We start from the raw sequence: 18,747 nt of genomic DNA on the forward strand, positions 1-18,747 counted from the left end.
GTGGACTATCCCGGAACTGTGAAGTTCCGGGATTTTTTGTCGTCATTATGCATTAACAGGAGATAAACATGATTCTTGTCACATGACGGACAACCTGACCTGCATACATATGTTACAGACACGAAATTGGTCAGAACTGGACAGGAGACCTGTCTTTTCCTGTGGAAAGGAGAACAACATGGATCTACAGTGGATTATTGTTCAGCGGGGAGATACGTTGCCGCGAATTGCGTCAGCACACCATATGACCAAAGAGTTACTTGCTGCACTAAACCCGGAAGTGGCTTCCCAGCCATACTTGCTGGCAGGTCAGATGCTGCGTATTGTCCCCGGGACAGGTCGCAGATACGCTGTACCGCCTGGAGAAAGTGTAGGGGAGATTGCAGAAAGATTTGGTCTGGACGAAGAGGTGTTGCGCCAGGCTAATCCCGAAATCACCAATATAACCGACTGGGTTGGTCGCTGTATTCATATTCCGGCTTCGAATGGAAAAACTATTGTAAAGATTCAGGGAGAGTATGGTTATCGAGAATTAATCAGGGATATAGACAAGCTGGAGAATCAATACCCGTTTATTGAAAAGGGGTCCATTGGAACAAGTGTCATGGGGAAGTCGCTACCTTATATGCGTATTGGGCAAGGGGCGAGACATATCCATGTTAACGCTTCCGTTCATGCGAATGAGTGGTTGACAACAGCAGTTCTGATGAAGTTTATCGAAGAGTATGCCGAGGCGTATAGTGCGCATAGGACATGGCATCAATATCAGACAGAACGCTGGATGCAAGAGACGACACTCTGGGCCGTGCCGATGGTTAATCCGGACGGGGTCGAACTGGTTCAGGAAGGTGTGGTCAATCAGCACCCACACGCACAGCAGTTGTTAGCCTGGAATGCGGACAGATCACATTTTACCCATTGGAAGGCCAACATCAGAGGGGTGGATCTGAATGATCAATTTCCAGCCCATTGGGATGAAGAGGCAGCGAGAAGAGGTATGACCTCACCTGGCCCCAGGGATTATGCGGGGACAGCGCCATTGACAGAACCGGAGGCACAGGCGCTTGCGCAGTGGACGCGGCAACACACATTTGATGCGGTTGTATCCCTGCATAGTCAGGGACAGGAGATCTATTGGAACTACCGTGATCTGGAACCCAGGGAGAGTGGACCGCTGTCGCGTAGACTCGCCAAAGCTTCCGGCTACAAGGCGGTGAAGCTCGGTGGCAGTGATGCCGGATACAAGGACTGGTTTATTCAAGATTTCGGTAGACCGGGCTTCACGGTAGAAGTTGGATTGGGTGTTAATCCGCTTCCCGTAGAACAGTTTGATGATATTTGTATAGAAGTGGGAATGTTGCTGGCTGAACTGTTATCCAATGGACAATGAGGCAAGACCCTGAATTATGATGGTGTGAAACTTAACAGAAGATCATTCGTATAACAGGAACGGACGCTATGAGCGACGTTCCGTTTTTATTATTTTTGATAATGACAGTCTACATCATTCGTTCTGAATGGTTTTCGAACGGGTAATGATGGATGTGCCATTTCGGCGACATATATAATGTTACGGAGGGATTCAAATGAAGTGGAGAAGACTGCTGTCGTTCAAACGATGGACACAAGTTTTCAAAAGGCTCCCCCGGCTGCTCCGGGCTCCGCAGATTCCTTTGGGAGAAAAGTTGTTGTTTATTATTCCGGCGCTGTTATACTGGGTACTTCCTGACGTAATGCCGTTTATGCCCATCGATGATATCGGGGTCACTTTGATTCTGATGAACTGGTTTGTAAGCCGGGCAGAACGTAAATATCCTGTGCTTCAGGAGGGGACACCTTCTTAATTTGCGGCCCGATGGATCATTTTAACATTGAATTCGCATCAATGTTATTGCGAAGAGCGGTAACTTTCTTTACAATAGATGCTGTAGTTTAAGAATGCTGAAATTGTTGAAACCTGCAATTACAATATAGGAGATGAAGAGAATGAACTGCAAAATTACGCGTAATGCTGCTAAAGTATTGAAGCTTGAATTGGACAAGCCGGAAAACGAAGGGAAAAAACTGCGCGTTGTCATCACCCATGCACATGGTGACCATGCTCACTACGGGCTTGATATCGACACACCAAAAGAAAATGATACAGTTGTATCTACCGATAAAGAGATTGATGTCATTCTTGCAAATGACCAGCCTTTGTTGAACGGTGTTAAAATTGACTACCTCTACTTCCCGGAAGAGGGATTTGTTATTACGAATCCGTCCCAAGGTAATCACGGCGACCACTAAGGGTGCGAAGAAGGGGAACCCATGGCTAACGATATCCGCGTATGCGAAAAATGTAATCATGTCCGACTGAAATCGATTGTGCCCAAGTTGCAAAAAATGGCTCCAGACACGGAGATTAAGATTGGGTGCAAATCCTATTGCGGTCCTTGCGCGAAACGTGCGTTTGTCTTTATTAATGGTCGGTATATCAGTGCGCCGACAGAAGAAGAAGTGCTCGCCAAAGTTGCAAAGTTCGTGAAGTAATAGGATATAACACGGTGAGTGGAGAAAACTGTCCACACATCAGAAAGGAGGGGCTACGTGCCTCTCCTTTTTTGCGTTTGGGTAGAAGTGAAAGGGTGTGTTACTCCATAGCACCTTCGACCAACTCAGTAATTTGGAAGGTATCTTCTCGAATTTCAATGGCGATGACGGTAGTATCCTTTTTCAGAAAATGTACATTTCCCAGTCGTTTTTCCTCCAATTCTACCCAACCTGTATCCGCTAACTTCTGAAAATAATCCATTGGTGGGTAGAGTCCTTGCTCACCCCCAATATGTTTCAGTTCGTAATTAGCGCCTTTTTTAAGATTTGGATCATCGGAATAAGTTATGTTCTCAATAAGTTTTGCATTGGTTGGAACCGGGATGTCTGGGTTCATGGATGACGCTGTATATCCTTCTATCTCGTATGTTGCAGGAGCGCAGCCCTGTACCCAAATGAGCAAGGGCAACATGCAAAGTGTCAGTAATATTTTCTTCAAATAAATTCCTCCCGACTCACATGATTATCTAATAAACGTAGCGTGATCAACTAAAGTTACGATAAAAACACAAAAGAAGAATAAGGAAGGCTTGTGTTATCCATCCTAAAGGGGTAACAGGAACATGATAATCCCAAGGAGGAATACTCATGCCGAAGCGTTATGATTCCAGTTTGCAAGCCGATACCACCGTATCTCAGGCGCAAAATGCGGTGAACAAGCTTCATTATGCTGTATCTCAGGCCATGTCTCATCCGACGGCACAGACCATTGTACAGGCGGAACGACGTCTGGCACACACGGAGCAGGCGATGCGACAAGCAGAGCTTTCACTCGGAGGGCAAGGTGTTGAGTTGGCAGAGGAAATGTTCATCGAGGAGAAGAGACGATTGAATTCAATCCAGAGTCAGCACGGTCAAGGGAATATATAACGTTCCTGTCACATCAGAACCCGCAGGGCAGCAATGCTTTGCGGGTTTTTCATATCTTTTGCAAAGACTCTGGGTCTATGGGTTTACTCCGACAGTATGTCGAATGGTCGCTTAAAATTCTGTGAGAAGGTTAATAGAACAAGAGCAGGCAAAATTCCATACGGGAGGTACAGAATGACAAAACATATTACAGATTGTACGATTCTGAACAACGGAGTAACGATGCCATGGCTAGGATTTGGAACATATAAAGCAAAAGGTAAGGAAGTACAACAGGCGGTTGAGACCGCTTTGGAGGTTGGATATCGTAGTATTGATACCGCGTCCATCTATGGCAATGAGGAAGAAGTGGGACAAGCTATTGCAAGCAGTGGTGTTGCCCGTAACGAACTGTTTGTGACGACCAAGCTCTGGAATGAGGATCAGGGGTTTGATTCAACGTTGAGAGCATTTGAAGCCAGTCAGAAGGCACTTGGACTGAATGTGATTGATCTTTATTTAATTCACTGGCCTGGCAGAGATCAGTACAAGGAGACGTGGAGAGCATTCGAACGTCTTTATAGCGAAGGGAGCATTCGTGCGATTGGTGTGAGTAATTTTCAAGTACATCATTTGCAAGATATCATAGATGAAGGTGGCACCGTGCCTGCGGTTAATCAGGTAGAGCTGCATCCAGGTCTGATCCAGCAGGAACTTCAGGATTTCTGTGGGGCGCAGGGAATTCAGCTGGAGGCATGGAGCCCGATCATGAAAGGCAAGCTGAGCCAAGAGTCTACCCTCAAAGCGCTGGCCCAGAAATATGGGAAAACGCCAGCACAGATCATTCTACGCTGGGACATTCAGAATCAGATTGTGACGATTCCGAAGTCGGTTACCCCGGAGCGTATTCGTGAGAATGCGGACATCTTTGACTTTGAATTGACACCAGATGAGTTGAGACAGATTGATGCACTTGATTCCGATAAGCGGACGGGTCCACATCCAGATCAACTGTTCTGGGATTAAGTGGGTAGACGCTAATTGAATATAAGTGTTTGATGAACTACTTGTAGTTGTTCCGGTTACGGAATCGTTCTTTTGATCGCTGTTGTCTCCAAATTTTTTTGATTCCTCTTTTCAGAGGATAAAATTTGGATACAGCTTATGCTTCCGATGCAGCTTTCTTGCAGAAAGCTTTCAGGCGAACGCTTCGCTTCTTCAGAATCGATTCCGTCCCCTCCACAGTAACTGTCCATCAAACACAAAAATATACAATGAGCTAGAATGGTGTGTAGTATATAAAAAAAGCAGCCGGATCGGGAAATATCCCTGATCCGGCTGCTTTTTGTGTGTGAATTGGCTTAATTTTTTTTCGGGACTTCGCATCCGTCATCTGTGCAGATGCCACTGCCGTCTGTTTCTGTTGTGTTGGATTCAACCATGGTGAATGGGGAACGCTCGTCCCATGCTTTTTGAATGGCATCCAGGAACACCTCGTCAGGTTGAGCACCCGATACGGCGAACTTACGGTCGAATACAAAGAACGGTACACCGCGGATACCAAGTTGCTCTCCTTCTGCTTGGTCAGCACGGACATTGTCGGTGAATTGATCACTGGACAGCACTGCCGCAGCTGCGTCATGATCCAAGCCGACTTCTTCTGCTAACTGAGCCAACACTTCAGTGTCGCCGGAGTGTTTGCCTTCAATAAACACAGCTTGGAATATCCGTTCACTCAGTTCAAGCGCTTTACCTTGTGTATCTGCCCAGTGCGTTAATCGGTGAGCTGAGAAGGAGTTCGTAGGGATCATGGCATCGATATTGTATTCCAGTCCTGCCGTACGAGCATTGGCATTCATCTGGGCATTCATACCTTTGGCTTGTTCCACGCTCATATTATATTTGGCAGCCAAATATTCCGAATTGGTTTTGCCTGGGTTCAATGCAGCGTTTGGATCAAGCTCGAAGCTTTTGAATTGCAGCTTCACTTCATCACGGTGTGGGAACTGTTCCAGTACATTCTCCAGGCGGCGTTTACCGATATAACAGAAAGGGCACAGAAAATCAGACCATATCTCAATATTCATTTTATTAAAACCTCCATCATCCTTTTAGTTGAAACTAATATGGTTACAATTATAAAGCCACTTTCTATAATTCGCAAGGAGATTACTTTTTATCCCGATATGCTTTGGACCAATGGTAAGGTTGAATCTCATCCAGTCTCTTGAAGACCAGTTGGCCAGAAGGATCATATATGGCAGCTTTGACTTCTTCACCCCAGTAAAATAATCGTTCCTGGCACACGCCGCAAGGTGTAAGGACCTTGAATTCTGAATGCTCGTCATCACGAGCGATACAGAGGGAGTGGGTGACGCGTTCGTTCAATTTGTGGGCTTCCAGATAAGCTCCTGTTTCCATACATAGATGCGTGGCATCGTTGATGACCTCTGGAGCTACACTAATCAGCAGGGAGCCAGCTTCGGTATAGACGGCACCCGCACCGCCCCATCCCTGAGGATAACGTTGCTTCACAAATTTTGCGGCTGCGTCGAACAATTGTTGTTCAATATTAAATGGTCCTGTATTTGATGTCATGTAATGAGAGTTCCCCTTTTTTAAATCCAGTTCAATTCATTTCGTGTATTTGTTTAGCTTGTCATTACGATATTGCTCATTGCGACGTTGCTGCTCCACTGTCTTCCTCTCGAAAGCGCTGAATCAAATCATAGGTAATTACGGTGTCCGAGACATGTAATCGCTTGGTTGCTTCATCATGACCGGGGCGGCAAGCATTGATGTCCGTTTTGTCGCGTGTGGACAGGTCATAACAAGCACCGCTCTCATAGATATAATCATCCGATGGAATATAGAATACAGAACCATCCGAGAATGTGCCATTACGCAGCACCACCGTACGCCCAGACCCGTCATATACGTCGTTACCCATGTGATAATAGGACTGGTCGGATAAGCCTAGCAAATGCAGTACGGAAGGCGTGATGTCTAGTTGTCCCGAAGGTTCGTTGATGGTTCCGGCAGCTGCTCCGTCCGGTAAATGCACGAGCAGGGGAACCTCGTTCATGATCTGTGTCATATCCAGTTCGTTCAGCGAACGTCCCAGGAACTGTTCGTATTGTGATTGTTCCTTAATTGAGTTGTCGTGGTCTCCGTAGAACATAAAAATGGTATTTTCCCATAATCCCCGATTTTTCAGATCTTCCACCATCTTACCGAGTGCTGAATCCACGTAATGAACGGATTGCAGATAGTTACCAAACATGGTCCCCTGGAACTCGCCTACATCCAGTTGCTGTTTCTCTTTAGGCAAGGCGTATGGATGGTGACTGCTGAGTGTAATGAGGAAGGAATAGAACGGTTCGGTCACCTCACTACTCATTTTCTCAACGGATTGGCGGAAAAAGGATTCGTCAGACAGGGACCAACCAAGCGGGTCATCCTGTGCAAAATCATTTTTACTATAAAACTTGTCGTACTTCATATTCTGATACATCGTATACCGATTCCAGAAGCCACTCTCATAAGCATGAAATACGTTGGTGCTGTACCCGTTATCCTTCAGAATGGAAGGAAGGGAATCATACGTATGGTCTGCATAGCGTACAAACGCTGAACCAACCGGAAGTGGATGTAGGGAAATATTTGCGCCAAAATCGGCATCTGACGTTCTGCCCTGACCTGTCTGGTGGTAAAAGTGACTATAATACTGACTTTCCTTCATCAGTTCATTAAAATGCGGTGTGATCTCCTGACCGCCAATGCTCTGGCCAATCATGAAGTTCATAAAAGCCTCACCCTGAACAATGATCACATTGCTGTCTTTATATTTGCCGAACAAGGCATCGTTCTGCGGTTCAGCTCCTTGCCTTTCAGCGAAGAATGCCTTTGCTTGTTCAACATCTGCGGGTTCAGCCTGCGGCCCGGAGCCAATGTGGTCTTTGGCATAGTTGTACAGATCATAACCGTGAAAAGCGAGAAGTCCGGTCACATTGTACATGGATACATTCCACCAGTTGTTATCGAACAGGCCCTTGGCCCATGTTTTGCTGTAAAAATAAATCGGGCCGACTGCGAGACCCAGTCCCAGCACAAGGGCAATGCTGCCAGCCGTGAGACGGCGGCGCATCCGCGCCTTGCCATCGTTGTACGAATAACTCCCATAACCTTGAACAGACGCACTGGAGTGCTTCGAACGGTAACGTCTGCTGAACAGTACGATAGCTGCGAATGGAATGACGACAAGCCAATCAGCAAAGAACCAGAGATCGCTTGTGTAGATCAATGTAGCAATACTGTCACCCAATGCGTCAACTTGTCTGGCCTGCAACAATACCGGGATGGTCAAGAAATCCTGGAAATAGCGATAATACACCATATCGGCATAGATTAGTGCGGTAAGCATCAGGTTAAGCACGGCGAGAGACACGATCATGCCTCTACGTGGTAGCCACCAGGTCCAGAAGGAGAGGAGCAGAAGTGATCCAATAGCAATGACTTTATCCAACAGTCCCATCGTAATGTTATAGGCGTGCAGATTGTGATGGAGCCACATGAGTTTGAGCAGCATGAGCACAAGAAAAATAAGATATAACGTTAGTGGATGATTCAGAAGCCCGCGTGGCATGGAGCTGCGCGTAGGCCGAGTGACAACCATATGTATGTCCCCCTTGCTTTCGTTGTATTGTAATCGGAATGTAAAATAGGGCTCCATCCATTATAGCGTGGCCTCATGTGTTTTCAACTATGCCTCAGGAGAATTGATTTCTGCGGAAGCGAAGACCGAAGTCGGTGAATTCATATGACCAGAAAAGCGCACAAAAAAAGCGCTCCGGCCATGGATGGCAGGAGCACTTTAGATTCGGAACAATTATGAAGATTGTGGTGTTTTATTTCGCGGGGGCAGTGGGCCCAAATACTGATAGTACTGGGTTTCAATTCGTCCGTTGAACAACTTGCGACGTTTGTCTGCCTTATGACCGAAATACTCCTCAAAAGCTTTGGTTGACGTGATTGCAAAAAAGGACCATGTTGGCATATCGAGGTAACTGCGCCCTAATGAGCGGAGCAACTTCTGAACTTCTTTTTCTTCACTCAAACGTTCACCATATGGGGGATTGGTAATGATGACACCATATTCACCCTGTGGTCTTGCGCGATGAGCGGGCAGGACGCTGACTTCAATATCTTTGGCGAACCCAGCACTTTTGATCGCTGCCATAGCAACTTCAATCGCTTCAGGATCAATATCGCTACCTGAAATCTGTAATGGGATATCGTCACGAACAGCATCAAATGCTTCTTCGCGCGCCTGTTCCCACAATTCTTCAGGAATGACAGCCCAGTCCTCAGAGTTGAAGGTCCTACGAAGTCCTGGTGCAATGTTCCAGCCGATCATAGCGGCTTCAATTAGCATTGTGCCTGATCCACAGCATGGATCATAAAATGGACGGGATACATTCCAGCGACTGAGCTGAATAAGAGCTGCAGCAAGCGTTTCTTTCAGTGGCGCTTCGGTGACGAGTTTACGATAACCCCGTTTATGCAGACCTGGTCCCGTTGTATCTAAAGTAAGCAGGGCGCGATCGTTCAGCAGAATGACCTCAATCACATAACGAGATCCATCCTCTGGGAACCACTCTGTGTCATAAGTCAGCTTCAGTTTCTCTACGATTGCTTTTTTCACGATCCCTTGTGATGCAGGCACACTGCTTAACTGGGATTTTTGAGAACGACCCTCTACAGGGAATTCGCCGTCGGCAGGAATCCACTCTTCCCAAGGCAACGCTTTGGTGCCTTCAAACAATTCGTCAAAAGTCGTGGCAGGGAATTCACCCATTTTCACCAATACACGATCCGAACTTCTCAGCCACAGGTTACAACGGCAAATATCAATATAATCTCCTGTGAAGAAAACCCGGCCATTGTCGATCGTAACATCTTCATACCCCAGTTGTTTCAGTTCCCGGGCAACAACAGCCTCGAGTCCCATCGCCGAGGTTGCAATCAATTGCAATTGAGCCATGTGATTCATTTCAACTCCATTTCAAGCTGGAGAAGGGAAATCCTTCTCTCTGCTGTATAGTGACGGTGCGGCCTTGCCGCTTTCCGTGAAAAAACTTACAATGAGAAATGCGGTGAACGTATGCACTCCTCTTTCAAGGTGATGCACCAGTCAACCGCCTGTGTTGATAACAAACATTTATTATAGAACATTGGCATCCATATGGAAAGCAGTCCAAGTGTCCGAGGAGGATTTTAGTGGTGAATCTGACCCCTGATGAATATGTAAATCAATTATTTCAAGAGGATGAGCTTTTGCTGAAAGTGAAAGAGGCCATCCGTTCGAACGGTATGCCGGAAGTTTCGGTTGCGGCGGCATATGGACGATTGCTCACGTTTCTAGCGAAGACATCCAAAGCAGAAGCTGCGCTCGAAATCGGCGTGCTGGGCGGTTACAGTGGGATCTGCATTGCGCGTGGTTTGCGTGAGAATGGAACCCTGACTTCGCTGGAACTGAAAGAGGAATATGCGGCAATGGCGCGTGGTCATCTGGAGGAAGGCGGTTTTGGCGAAAAGGTGGAGTACCGCATTGGCCCGGCGGCAGACAGCCTGGAGCAATTGGAGCAGGAAGGTCGAACATTTGATTTCTTCTTTATTGATGCAGATAAGGAGAATTATCCGGTATATCTCGATTATGCCATCAAGCTGGCTCGGCCAGGTGCTGTTATTGTTGGTGATAACTGTTTCCTGCGTGGTCGTACACTGAATCCGGACAAGCAGGGCCCGGCCGTGCTTGCTGTTCGTCGTTTCAATGAACAGATGGCAAGTGACCCGCGTCTGGTGACGACCATGTTGCCGGATTACGATGGGCTGGTACTTGCCTGGGTGAAGTGAAAGGGAAAATTTCCTAAAGATAAAACTCCGATGGAGCACGATCTCACGCTTTTGTGTTTGTGAGGGGCGTGTTCCATCGGAGTTTTTTTAGTGTAAAAAATATTGATTGTTGAGAATGAGTTTTTATTGAGGATTATCTTAAAATGAATTGAATTTTTAGCGAAGAAGAGATCATAACTAACTTTCAGGCAAATTTATGGTAACATTGTATATAAGAAGTTATAAATTTCTATATATGGAGGTGTTGAATTGAGACCTTTATTTATTTTTCTTTCTTTGCTTCTGATCTCAGGTTTCGTATTTCATTTTCTTAACGTATACACGCCCTTTTTAATACTGCCAGTTTATATTGTACTTATTGCAACCCTAGTTTTCTTTGTTGTTTATCTGTTCAGGTTTTATTTAACTAAAAAAATAATCATAAAATCTGAAAACACACAAAGAAGAGACGACACACCTTGAATCACAGGGAGTATCGTCTCTTTCTTTGTGTTTACAGATATCGTTATAGTAGTTCTATTTATACTTCAGGTGTTCCGTACGTTTCAAACCATTTTTTGATGGTGTCAAAATCATCACTGAAGGACAGGCCCAGCATCAATAATACACGAGCTTGTTGTGGACTCAGGTTGTCGCCTGCAATGATACCTTTGCCACCGCCATATACACTTCCTGAACCCGTCCGAGTGGTGGTCACAAAGATGACACCTTCTTCAATGGCTTTGGTACGAGCTTGTCCCATAGCTCTGGAGATACCTCCAGCTCCGGTACCGGAAGTCACGATTCCTTTGGCACCGCTGCTCACGAATCCTTCAATGGCTCCGCCGCCAGCTTCTTGATATGAGATCGCAATTTCTACTTTGGCCAGATCTGCCTTTGTGATTTTACTTAGATCAAATACGGGCTTTGCTGTGCCTTCAGGTTTCAAGGCACGTGCAGGAGCACGGTAGATTCGAATGTTTTCTTCATCAATATATCCTACAGCTCCGAGCATCGGCGTTTCAAACGTATCTGTCCGATAATCATTTGTCTTGGTTACACCGCGAGCAAGCTGAATTGTGTCATTCAACATGAGTACTGTGCCAAATGAAGTGGTACGACCACTACCTGCAAGTTTGATGGCGTTGTACAGATTGGCTTGAGCGTCAGAACCGATGACGGTCCATGGACGCATGGAGCCTGTGATCACGACAGGTTTGTCACTCTGAACAGTCATATCGAGGAAATAAGCGATTTCTTCCATTGTATCTGTACCCGTGGTAACGACAACACTGTCATACATTGCCAGAGCTTTGTCTACCGTCTGCGACAAGTCATAGAGGTCGGTCATGCTATAGGAACCTGAACCTGAGTTTCCGAATTGGAGTGTGCTAACATCAGCAATCTTCTGTTTATCCGGTAAGGCATCTACCATCTCTCCAATGGGAAGTGTGCCTGCCTTGTAATTCTGGAAGCTGGTGGCATCCTCGGATTGACCAGCAATCGTTCCGCCAGTTCCGATCACCAATACATTAGGAAGTGCAGATTGTTTGGAAGAGTCTGGTATTGCAGGGATGGAAGTATTGCGAGCTGGAGTAGTAGTTGCTGTCTGAACAGCACCTGTTGTGCCTTTCACCTCTACCGTAGCTGCGTGCGCGGCGTAGGTTCCAATGGGGGACAACGAGATGGTCAATGCTGTTAAAGCTGCGGTACTCCATACGGCCCAGGGACGAAGATTGGATGTTTTACTCATGAATAGCACTCTCCTTCAAGTAAGTGTGATGTTAAGTTTGTTAAGAAGAATATGTATACCATTTCAAATTGATTGTATTTCATGTTAAATAATATGACAAGCATAGATAATGGTAGAGTAATCGATTACATTCGTAGATAATGAGAGTAAAATGATTATTTATGAGGAATTACGAAAGAATATTCATTTTGCTAGAGATATATAAGAGCTGGTTTTAGTAATTTTGAAGGAAAATAAACCCTTTTAATGTTAGTTAACATTACATAATGAGTCTTTTGTCCTGATAAAATGAAGAATTTCAATAAAAGAATGTCGAATTGGGACTCATATCAGAAGTAGGTAACAGAATGAGAGGATGATAGTAACGCATATTAGGTAATGGGGATCAATTACGGTCTAAAGAGTGGTTTCGTAATAGAGTTATGTTTATAATAGGGGTGATCACCATATGTAAATAAATATATAATATTGATTGGAGGAGAAACGATGAAACAGGCACCGAGAAAGTATGCAAATTACATTCCGATTCGGGAACTGGAGACTTTGGAAGAGAGGTTATCTCCCTTCAAGGTGTATGCAGAACTTCGTGATAACACTCCAGTCCGCTATGATGAGCATCGAGAATGTTGGGATGTTTTTGGTTATGAAGATGTGAAGTATGTTCTGAAAAATCCGAAACTATTCTCTTCTGCACGTGATCGTGCCAATACGAGCATGTTGACGACAGACCCTCCCAAACACAAACAGCTGCGTGATCTGGTGAACCAGGCGTTTACACCCAAGGCAATTGAAGCATTGGCTCCGCGTATTCAGGAAATCACAGATGAGTTAATTGCTCCACACCTGTCAGAAGGACATATGGAACTTATCGATGACCTTGCAACACCATTGCCCGTCATTGTCATTGCGGAATTGATCGGAGTCCCTGCGACGGATCGTCAAAAGTTCAAAGACTGGTCTGATGTATTGGTGAAAGGCGCGCGTGATGATAGTGAGCAGGCCTTCCAGGAGTTATTGGAGGAGAAAAAAAGAAATATGCAGGAGTTGCATATCTATTTCACTGGCATTATGGAAGAACGTCGGTTGCAGCCAAAAGATGATCTGATCTCATTACTGCTTGCTGCGGAGATTGATGGTCAGCAATTGACTTCAGATGAAGTGGTAGGCTTCTGTATTCTCTTACTTGCTGCCGGTAATGAAACAACAACCAACCTGATTACCAATGCGGTTCGTATTCTGTCTGAACAACCCGAGCTACAACAGGAGATGCGCGAACATCCTGAGCGGATTACTTCTGCGATTGAAGAGACGTTGAGATATTATCCGCCAATTGTGGCGATTGGGCGGGTCGCCAAGGAAACTGTAGAGTTGAATGGTCAGACGATTCAAGCTGGAGAGCAGGTGATTTCCTGGGTTGGAGCAGCCAATCGGGACAGTGCCCAATTTGAAAACCCGGAAGACTTCATCTCTGATCGCAAACCTAACAGGCATATGGGCTTTGGTTTTGGCATTCATTTTTGTTTGGGTGCACCACTCGCTCGATTGGAGGCAAGGATAGTTCTTCATACATTGCTTCAGCACATGGGAAACATTCAACTTGTGCCTGGAACGGCTCTGCAACCGATACAAAGTGCTTTTGTGTTTGGTGTGAAACATTATCCGATAGAATTCAATCTAATAAATAAATGATGAATGGCGCATGAATGACAAAAGCCGCTCTCAGGCCAATTAGGCGCTGGAAGCGGCTTTTTCAAATGAAACAGTAAGATGGACTCATTAAGAAATGATAGGGAATCAGGATTCCCGAATAGAAGCAGGTTTGTTATACAATTTGAATCGGACCCAAACCATATTAAGCAGCAGCAGTCCGCCAGATACGATAAACAAACCTTCGATCCCGATGAATCCTGCCATAAATCCTCCGATGATCGCTCCAAGCATGTTGCCCAGCGCCAGAGTACTCGTATTAAAACTGAATGCACGGCTGATCATACTATCGGATGTATAGGAACGGATCAGGGCATTAACGCTCGGAAGCAAGCCACCCATGAACACACCCATCATGAAACGAACAAGAATGAGCTGCCACACGGTCTGAACAAATGCCTGCGGAATAAGCATGAGTCCTGTTCCTATGAGAGAGAACGTCAGCACCTTGTGAGGACCAATCCGGTCACTCAGCTTCCCGAGAATCGGAGACATGGCCATATTGGATAGTCCCGTAACTGCACCGACAAGTCCTGCCCAGAAGGCCACATTTACATCCGAAGCATGCAATTTTTGCACATACAGCGGCAAGAGTGACATGGGGCTAATCATCGCAAACTGCAACAGAAACGTCACAGCAAACAGTGCGGGCAGTTGAGGTGACTTGTTCAATTCCTTCAGACCGGATAATACGGATTGTGCCGGTAGTTTTGCTGCTTCTTGACGGTCAAACTTCTCTCTCACCAGGAACATGGCGAGCATGGAAGCAACAAAGATCAGTCCACCTGTAATGTAGAAAATGGGGCGGAAGCCTACCGCATCCGCTAACAAGCCACCAATGAGTGGGCCCAGGATGGTGCCGGCAACCTGCCCGGACTGACTGATTCCCATGGCAAAACCCATGCGGTCTTTCGGAGTGGTACCCGATATCAGTGCAACAGCTGCAGGATTGAAACCGGAGATGGTACCGTTAAGCAAACGCAATAAGAGAAGCTGCCAAGGATTCTGTGCCAGACCCATAAGGGCAATTACGATGGCCATCCCGAATCCCGACCGCAGCAGCATAACTTTACGGCCATACTTGTCCGATAACTTGCCCCAGAGCGGTTGGAACAAAAATGAGGTGAGGAAATTGGCTGCAAAAATAAATCCCGCCCAAATGCCAATTTCATGTTCGCCAACAACGCCCAGATCTCTTGCGAGATAAAGAGACAAAAATGGGGTAATCATGGTCATGCCCGAATTGACCAAAAATTGTCCGAACCAAAGCACAATGAGGTTTACTTTCCACGTTTTCAAAGTGCTTTCACTTCCTTTCAAAGATATTTCTGTAATTCTCAAAAAAACACCATTCTTTCATTATAACATAATTGGCATATGAGGGATGGGTGTAAGGAATGTCATAGTATTGTCACGTAGAACGCATCTGCATGTGGTTGTTACGGCTGTTTAAAAAGGGCATAATGGTAATTATGAGTCCAAAAACTATTGGAGGCTTCTTACATGAGCTATAATGATCGACTGATTCGGGCAAGTTTTAAACAACAGGTAGACCGTGTCCCGGTATGGTACATGCGTCAAGCTGGACGTTACGATCCTGAATATCGCAAAATTAAAGAAAAGTACTCCTTGCTAGAAATCTGCAAACAACCCGAGCTGGCGGCTGAAGTTACACTCATGCCGGTACGCAAACTTGGTGTAGATGCGGCTATTTTGTATTCCGATATTATGAATCCGGTTGCCTCTCTGGGCATTGATTTTGACATTGTAAAAAATATTGGTCCAGTTATCGATAATCCTATTCGGTCCGCTGCAGATGTGGATCGGCTGCGTCCCATCGACGTAGAAGGAGATCTGTCACATATTCTGGAAACCATTCGAATTCTGGATAAGGAGCTTGATGTGCCTCTGATTACGTTTGCGGGCGCACCATTCACGATTGCGAGTTATCTGATTGAAGGACGACCTTCGAAAGGTTATATCCGCACCAAAACGATGATGTACAGCGAGCCTGAGGTGTGGCACAAGTTGATGCAGAAGCTTGGTGATATGGTTATTACATATGTCCGTGCGCATATTGCGAATGGCGGTAAGGCATTCCAGTTGTTTGACAGCTGGGTTGGAGCACTTTCTCCCAAAGACTTCAGAACATATGTGTTGCCTACGATTACCCGTATCTTTACCGAATTATCGGATTTGAATGTACCGAAGATTTATTTCCCTGGTGTTGCATCCGGTGAGTTGTTGCCAGCACTGCATAATTTGCAAGCCGATGTGATTGGACTGGACTGGAGAGTATCCATTTCGGAAGGGCGTCAACGTCTTGGCGGCAAATTTGCAGTACAGGGTAACCTGGACCCATATTTGCTGACTGCCCCGATGGAACTGATTAAAGAGCAAGCCAAAGTGATTATTGACGAAGGAATCAAGGAGCCGGGTTATATATTCAACCTCGGACACGGATTATTTCCTGAAGCATCGCTAGAAAAGCTCAGAGAACTAACGGCGTATATTCATGAATATTCTGCCGAAGCAATGAAGAGTGGGGTGACGGTAACCAATGACTAATACTGTAGGTGTACTGGTGATGTCGTATGGCACACCGGAAAATATGGAGAGTGTTGAAGCGTATTACACACATATCCGCAGAGGACGTCCGCCTGAACCAGAGCAATTGAAAGAACTGACGGATCGTTATGAAGCCATTGTTGGCGGTGTTTTCCCACTTCGGGAGAACACAGACAATCAGGTCAAGGCCCTTCAAGAGACATTAAACCGCGATGAGCGTGGCACTGAGATGGAATTCCGTTGTTATCAAGGACTGAAGCATGCCTATCCGTTTATTGAGGATGGCGTGGAGCAGATGGCGAAGGATGGAATTCAGACAGCGATTGGTATTGTACTGGCTCCTCATTTTTCCACGATGAGTGTAGGCAGTTATATCAAACGTGCGCGTGAAAAAGCAGAAGAGCTGGGCGTTCATATGTCCTTTATTGAGAGTTATCATCTGCATCCGAAGTTAATTCAGGCGTTGTCCACACGTGTCAGTGCCAAGTTGGATGCGTTCGAAGAAGCTGGAGCAAAACGCGGAGATGTGAAGGTGTTGTTTAGTGCGCACAGTCTGCCGGCGCGTATTGTGGAGATGGGTGATCCATACCCGCAACAATTGCTGGAGACTTCGGAAGTGATTGCATCACGTGTAGGCATAACCAATTGGCAATTTACGTGGCAGAGTGCCGGACGAACAGCTGAGCCTTGGCTTGGACCGGATATTCTGGATACGTTACAGGAGCTTTCTCGTGAACAGGTAGAGGATGTGCTTGTGGCACCAATCGGGTTTGTCTCGGATCATCTCGAAGTGCTCTATGATCTTGATATTGAGGCCAAATCGATTGCCAAAGAGATCGATATGCGCCTGATGCGTATTGATTCTCTCAATAGCGATCCTCTATACATGGAGACGTTAAGCGACGTTATTATAAGCCAATGGCAGCAAGGGTCGGATGAGTAATGGGTGATAAGAAACGCCGTGTTGTTGTTGTCGGCGGTGGCCTTACCGGCCTCAGCGCGGCATTTTATATCCGCAAGCATTACCGGGAAGCAGGAGTTGAGCCCGTGATTACTTTGGTCGAGAAAAGCTCGTCCATGGGAGGCATGATTGAGACACTGCACCGGGATGGATTTGTGATTGAAAAAGGGCCCGATTCTTTCCTGGCTCGCAAAACAGCAATGATTGATCTTGCCAAAGAATTGGAGATTGATCATGAATTGGTCAGTCAGAATCCGGAGTCGAAGAAAACGTATATCATGCAGCGTGGCAAGCTCCATCCTATGCCAGCAGGACTTGTTCTCGGTATTCCGACAGAACTAAGACCATTCTTGAGAAGTGGTCTGGTCTCTCCGGCAGGCAAACTGCGGGCGTTGATGGATTTTGTCATCCCGCCGCGTCGTACAACAGAGGATGAATCGCTCGGTTATATGATTGAACGTCGTCTTGGAGCAGAAGTGCTGGAGAACTTGACGGAACCACTGCTCGCAGGAATCTATGCAGGTGATATGCGGCGATTGAGCCTCCAGGCTACTTTCCCGCAGTTCGGAGAAGTAGAACGCGATTACGGCAGCTTGATCCGGGGCATGATGACGGGGCGCAAACCGGCTGAGACGCATACCGGAACAAAACGGAGCGCTTTTTTGAACTTTCGCCAGGGACTTCAGAGCCTTGTTCACGCCCTCGTACATGAACTGCAGGATGTGGATCAACGTCTGAACACCGCAGTGAAGTCGTTGCAACGTCTTGACGAAGCGGAGACCAGATACCGTGTTGAACTGGAGAATGGTGAACAGCTAGAAGCGGATGATGTAGTGGTTACTGTGCCAACATATGTTGCGTCGGAGCTGCTGAAGCCTCACGTCGATACAGCGGCACTGGATGCGATTAACTATGTGTCTGTAGCCAATGTAGTGCTCGCTTTTGAGAAAAAAGAGGTGGAGCATGTATTCGACGGATCGGGTTTCCTCGTTCCGCGGAAAGAGGGCCGTAATATTACGGCTTGCACGTGGACATCGACGAAATGGCTGCATACGAGCCCGGATGATAAGGTGCTGCTTCGCTGTTATGTTGGTCGCTCCGGTGACGAACAGAACGTAGAGCTTCCGGATGAAGCGCTGACGAATCTCGTTCTCAAGGATCTAAGAGAGACGATGGGTATTGAAGCAGTGCCGATCTTTTCCGAGATTACAAGGCTACGTAAATCCATGCCACAGTATCCGGTGGGACACCTCCAACATATTGCTGCCCTCCGTGAGGAGCTTGGCAGCAAATTACCGGGTGTGTACATTGCAGGTGCAGGTTATGAGGGCGTAGGTTTGCCTGATTGCATCAGACAAGCGAAGGAAATGTCTGTTCAGGCTACACAAGAGCTTGCAGCAGATTAAGTACAGCAAGAGAGCTG

General features: G+C 46.3%; 18 protein-coding genes. 11 read left to right on the forward strand and 7 right to left on the reverse strand.

The annotated features are described in order from the left end of the window. Positions 1 to 178 precede the first annotated feature (178 nt). From PAEAM_RS24315 to PAEAM_RS24330, 4 genes are all read left to right on the forward strand, one after another. Positions 179 to 1,390 (forward strand): M14 family metallopeptidase, encoded by a 1,212-nt coding sequence (locus tag PAEAM_RS24315; protein ID WP_100529283.1) that lies wholly within the window; start codon positions 179 to 181, stop codon positions 1,388 to 1,390. A 196-nt stretch (positions 1,391 to 1,586) separates the two neighbouring features. Next, positions 1,587 to 1,844 (forward strand): hypothetical protein, encoded by a 258-nt coding sequence (locus PAEAM_RS24320; protein ID WP_036670081.1) that lies wholly within the window; start codon positions 1,587 to 1,589, stop codon positions 1,842 to 1,844. A 142-nt stretch (positions 1,845 to 1,986) separates the two neighbouring features. Next, positions 1,987 to 2,289 carry a heme biosynthesis protein HemY gene (locus PAEAM_RS24325; protein WP_036609727.1) on the forward strand — a complete coding sequence of 101 codons (303 nt, stop codon included), beginning with the start codon at positions 1,987 to 1,989 and terminating at the stop codon, positions 2,287 to 2,289. A gap of 21 nt (positions 2,290 to 2,310) precedes the next feature. Next, positions 2,311 to 2,532: a YuzB family protein gene (locus tag PAEAM_RS24330; protein WP_017689421.1), complete on the forward strand. Its 222-nt coding sequence runs from the start codon at positions 2,311 to 2,313 to the stop codon at positions 2,530 to 2,532. A gap of 100 nt (positions 2,533 to 2,632) precedes the next feature. On the opposite strand, the gene PAEAM_RS24335 is transcribed toward PAEAM_RS24330, so the two are convergent. After that, the gene (locus PAEAM_RS24335; RefSeq protein WP_100529284.1) at positions 2,633 to 3,031 is read right to left on the reverse strand and encodes a hypothetical protein; all 399 of its coding nucleotides are present in this window, start codon (positions 3,029 to 3,031) and stop codon (positions 2,633 to 2,635) included. A 149-nt stretch (positions 3,032 to 3,180) separates the two neighbouring features. On the opposite strand from PAEAM_RS24335, the gene PAEAM_RS24340 reads away from it, so the two are divergent. Further along, positions 3,181 to 3,462 (forward strand): hypothetical protein, encoded by a 282-nt coding sequence (locus tag PAEAM_RS24340; RefSeq protein WP_076326962.1) that lies wholly within the window; start codon positions 3,181 to 3,183, stop codon positions 3,460 to 3,462. Positions 3,463 to 3,636: 174 nt separating this feature from the next. After that, the gene (locus PAEAM_RS24345) at positions 3,637 to 4,467 is read left to right on the forward strand and encodes an aldo/keto reductase (protein ID WP_017689419.1); all 831 of its coding nucleotides are present in this window, start codon (positions 3,637 to 3,639) and stop codon (positions 4,465 to 4,467) included. A gap of 335 nt (positions 4,468 to 4,802) precedes the next feature. Here the strand turns inward: PAEAM_RS24345 and PAEAM_RS24350 are convergent, their stop codons facing one another. The 4 genes from PAEAM_RS24350 to PAEAM_RS24365 form a co-directional block, all read right to left on the reverse strand. Continuing rightward, entirely contained in the window at positions 4,803 to 5,528 is a 726-nt protein-coding gene (locus PAEAM_RS24350) for a DsbA family oxidoreductase (RefSeq protein ID WP_076318403.1), read from the reverse strand. Between the two features lie 82 nt (positions 5,529 to 5,610). Beyond that, positions 5,611 to 6,039, reverse strand: coding sequence for a cytidine deaminase (locus tag PAEAM_RS24355; protein ID WP_100529285.1), 429 nt, complete (start codon positions 6,037 to 6,039; stop codon positions 5,611 to 5,613). A gap of 76 nt (positions 6,040 to 6,115) precedes the next feature. After that, entirely contained in the window at positions 6,116 to 8,116 is a 2,001-nt protein-coding gene (locus PAEAM_RS24360) for an LTA synthase family protein (RefSeq protein WP_100529286.1), read from the reverse strand. A gap of 213 nt (positions 8,117 to 8,329) precedes the next feature. After that, the gene (locus PAEAM_RS24365; RefSeq protein ID WP_076249918.1) at positions 8,330 to 9,484 is read right to left on the reverse strand and encodes a THUMP domain-containing class I SAM-dependent RNA methyltransferase; all 1,155 of its coding nucleotides are present in this window, start codon (positions 9,482 to 9,484) and stop codon (positions 8,330 to 8,332) included. A gap of 239 nt (positions 9,485 to 9,723) precedes the next feature. Between PAEAM_RS24365 and PAEAM_RS24370 the strand changes: the two genes are divergently transcribed. Beyond that, on the forward strand, positions 9,724 to 10,356 hold the full coding sequence (locus PAEAM_RS24370) for an O-methyltransferase (RefSeq protein ID WP_036670998.1): 633 nt from the start codon (positions 9,724 to 9,726) through the stop codon (positions 10,354 to 10,356). A 520-nt stretch (positions 10,357 to 10,876) separates the two neighbouring features. Here PAEAM_RS24370 and PAEAM_RS24375 read toward each other — a convergent pair. Then, a complete protein-coding gene (locus PAEAM_RS24375) occupies positions 10,877 to 12,088 on the reverse strand; it encodes an asparaginase (RefSeq protein WP_100529287.1) in 1,212 nt (403 codons plus the stop codon). Positions 12,089 to 12,574: 486 nt separating this feature from the next. Here PAEAM_RS24375 and PAEAM_RS24380 point away from each other — a divergent pair, with 486 nt between their 5' ends. Continuing rightward, positions 12,575 to 13,777, forward strand: a complete 1,203-nt coding sequence (locus PAEAM_RS24380; protein WP_100529288.1) for a cytochrome P450 — start codon at positions 12,575 to 12,577, stop codon at positions 13,775 to 13,777. Positions 13,778 to 13,882: 105 nt separating this feature from the next. On the opposite strand, the gene PAEAM_RS24385 is transcribed toward PAEAM_RS24380, so the two are convergent. Then, the gene (locus PAEAM_RS24385; protein ID WP_036670103.1) at positions 13,883 to 15,094 is read right to left on the reverse strand and encodes an MFS transporter; all 1,212 of its coding nucleotides are present in this window, start codon (positions 15,092 to 15,094) and stop codon (positions 13,883 to 13,885) included. A 204-nt stretch (positions 15,095 to 15,298) separates the two neighbouring features. Between PAEAM_RS24385 and hemE the strand changes: the two genes are divergently transcribed. From hemE to hemY, 3 genes are read left to right on the forward strand one after another with little or no spacing between them, the layout of a single operon-like run. After that, complete coding sequence (gene hemE, locus PAEAM_RS24390; protein ID WP_036609707.1) at positions 15,299 to 16,363, forward strand: uroporphyrinogen decarboxylase; 1,065 nt, start codon at positions 15,299 to 15,301, stop codon at positions 16,361 to 16,363. After that, a complete protein-coding gene (hemH, locus tag PAEAM_RS24395) occupies positions 16,356 to 17,306 on the forward strand; it encodes a ferrochelatase (RefSeq protein WP_100529289.1) in 951 nt (316 codons plus the stop codon). Before hemE ends, hemH begins: the two co-directional genes overlap by 8 nt. After that, a complete protein-coding gene (gene hemY / locus PAEAM_RS24400) occupies positions 17,306 to 18,730 on the forward strand; it encodes a protoporphyrinogen oxidase (RefSeq protein WP_100529290.1) in 1,425 nt (474 codons plus the stop codon). The genes hemH and hemY overlap by 1 nt, the downstream gene beginning before the upstream one ends. Positions 18,731 to 18,747 lie beyond the last annotated feature (17 nt).

Source organism: Paenibacillus sp. GM1FR (assembly GCF_002803315.1).
In the GTDB taxonomy this organism is placed as follows: Bacteria; Bacillota; Bacilli; order Paenibacillales; family Paenibacillaceae; genus Paenibacillus; species Paenibacillus amylolyticus.

Excerpts from the sequence above, each read along its gene's own strand:
- hemY (WP_100529290.1), top strand. The coding sequence starts at position 17,306 with ATGGGTGATAAGAAACGCCGTGTTGTTGTTGTCGGCGGTGGCCTTACC.
- PAEAM_RS24365 (WP_076249918.1), bottom strand. The coding sequence starts at position 9,484 with ATGGCTCAATTGCAATTGATTGCAACCTCGGCGATGGGACTCGAGGCT.
- PAEAM_RS24320 (WP_036670081.1), top strand. The coding sequence starts at position 1,587 with ATGAAGTGGAGAAGACTGCTGTCGTTCAAACGATGGACACAAGTTTTC.
- PAEAM_RS24360 (WP_100529286.1), bottom strand. The coding sequence starts at position 8,116 with ATGGTTGTCACTCGGCCTACGCGCAGCTCCATGCCACGCGGGCTTCTG.
- hemH (WP_100529289.1), top strand. The coding sequence starts at position 16,356 with ATGACTAATACTGTAGGTGTACTGGTGATGTCGTATGGCACACCGGAA.
- PAEAM_RS24325 (WP_036609727.1), top strand. The coding sequence starts at position 1,987 with ATGAACTGCAAAATTACGCGTAATGCTGCTAAAGTATTGAAGCTTGAA.
- PAEAM_RS24350 (WP_076318403.1), bottom strand. The coding sequence starts at position 5,528 with ATGAATATTGAGATATGGTCTGATTTTCTGTGCCCTTTCTGTTATATC.
- PAEAM_RS24375 (WP_100529287.1), bottom strand. The coding sequence starts at position 12,088 with ATGAGTAAAACATCCAATCTTCGTCCCTGGGCCGTATGGAGTACCGCA.
- PAEAM_RS24330 (WP_017689421.1), top strand. The coding sequence starts at position 2,311 with ATGGCTAACGATATCCGCGTATGCGAAAAATGTAATCATGTCCGACTG.
- PAEAM_RS24340 (WP_076326962.1), top strand. The coding sequence starts at position 3,181 with ATGCCGAAGCGTTATGATTCCAGTTTGCAAGCCGATACCACCGTATCT.
- hemE (WP_036609707.1), top strand. The coding sequence starts at position 15,299 with ATGAGCTATAATGATCGACTGATTCGGGCAAGTTTTAAACAACAGGTA.
- PAEAM_RS24345 (WP_017689419.1), top strand. The coding sequence starts at position 3,637 with ATGACAAAACATATTACAGATTGTACGATTCTGAACAACGGAGTAACG.
- PAEAM_RS24315 (WP_100529283.1), top strand. The coding sequence starts at position 179 with ATGGATCTACAGTGGATTATTGTTCAGCGGGGAGATACGTTGCCGCGA.
- PAEAM_RS24380 (WP_100529288.1), top strand. The coding sequence starts at position 12,575 with ATGAAACAGGCACCGAGAAAGTATGCAAATTACATTCCGATTCGGGAA.
- PAEAM_RS24355 (WP_100529285.1), bottom strand. The coding sequence starts at position 6,039 with ATGACATCAAATACAGGACCATTTAATATTGAACAACAATTGTTCGAC.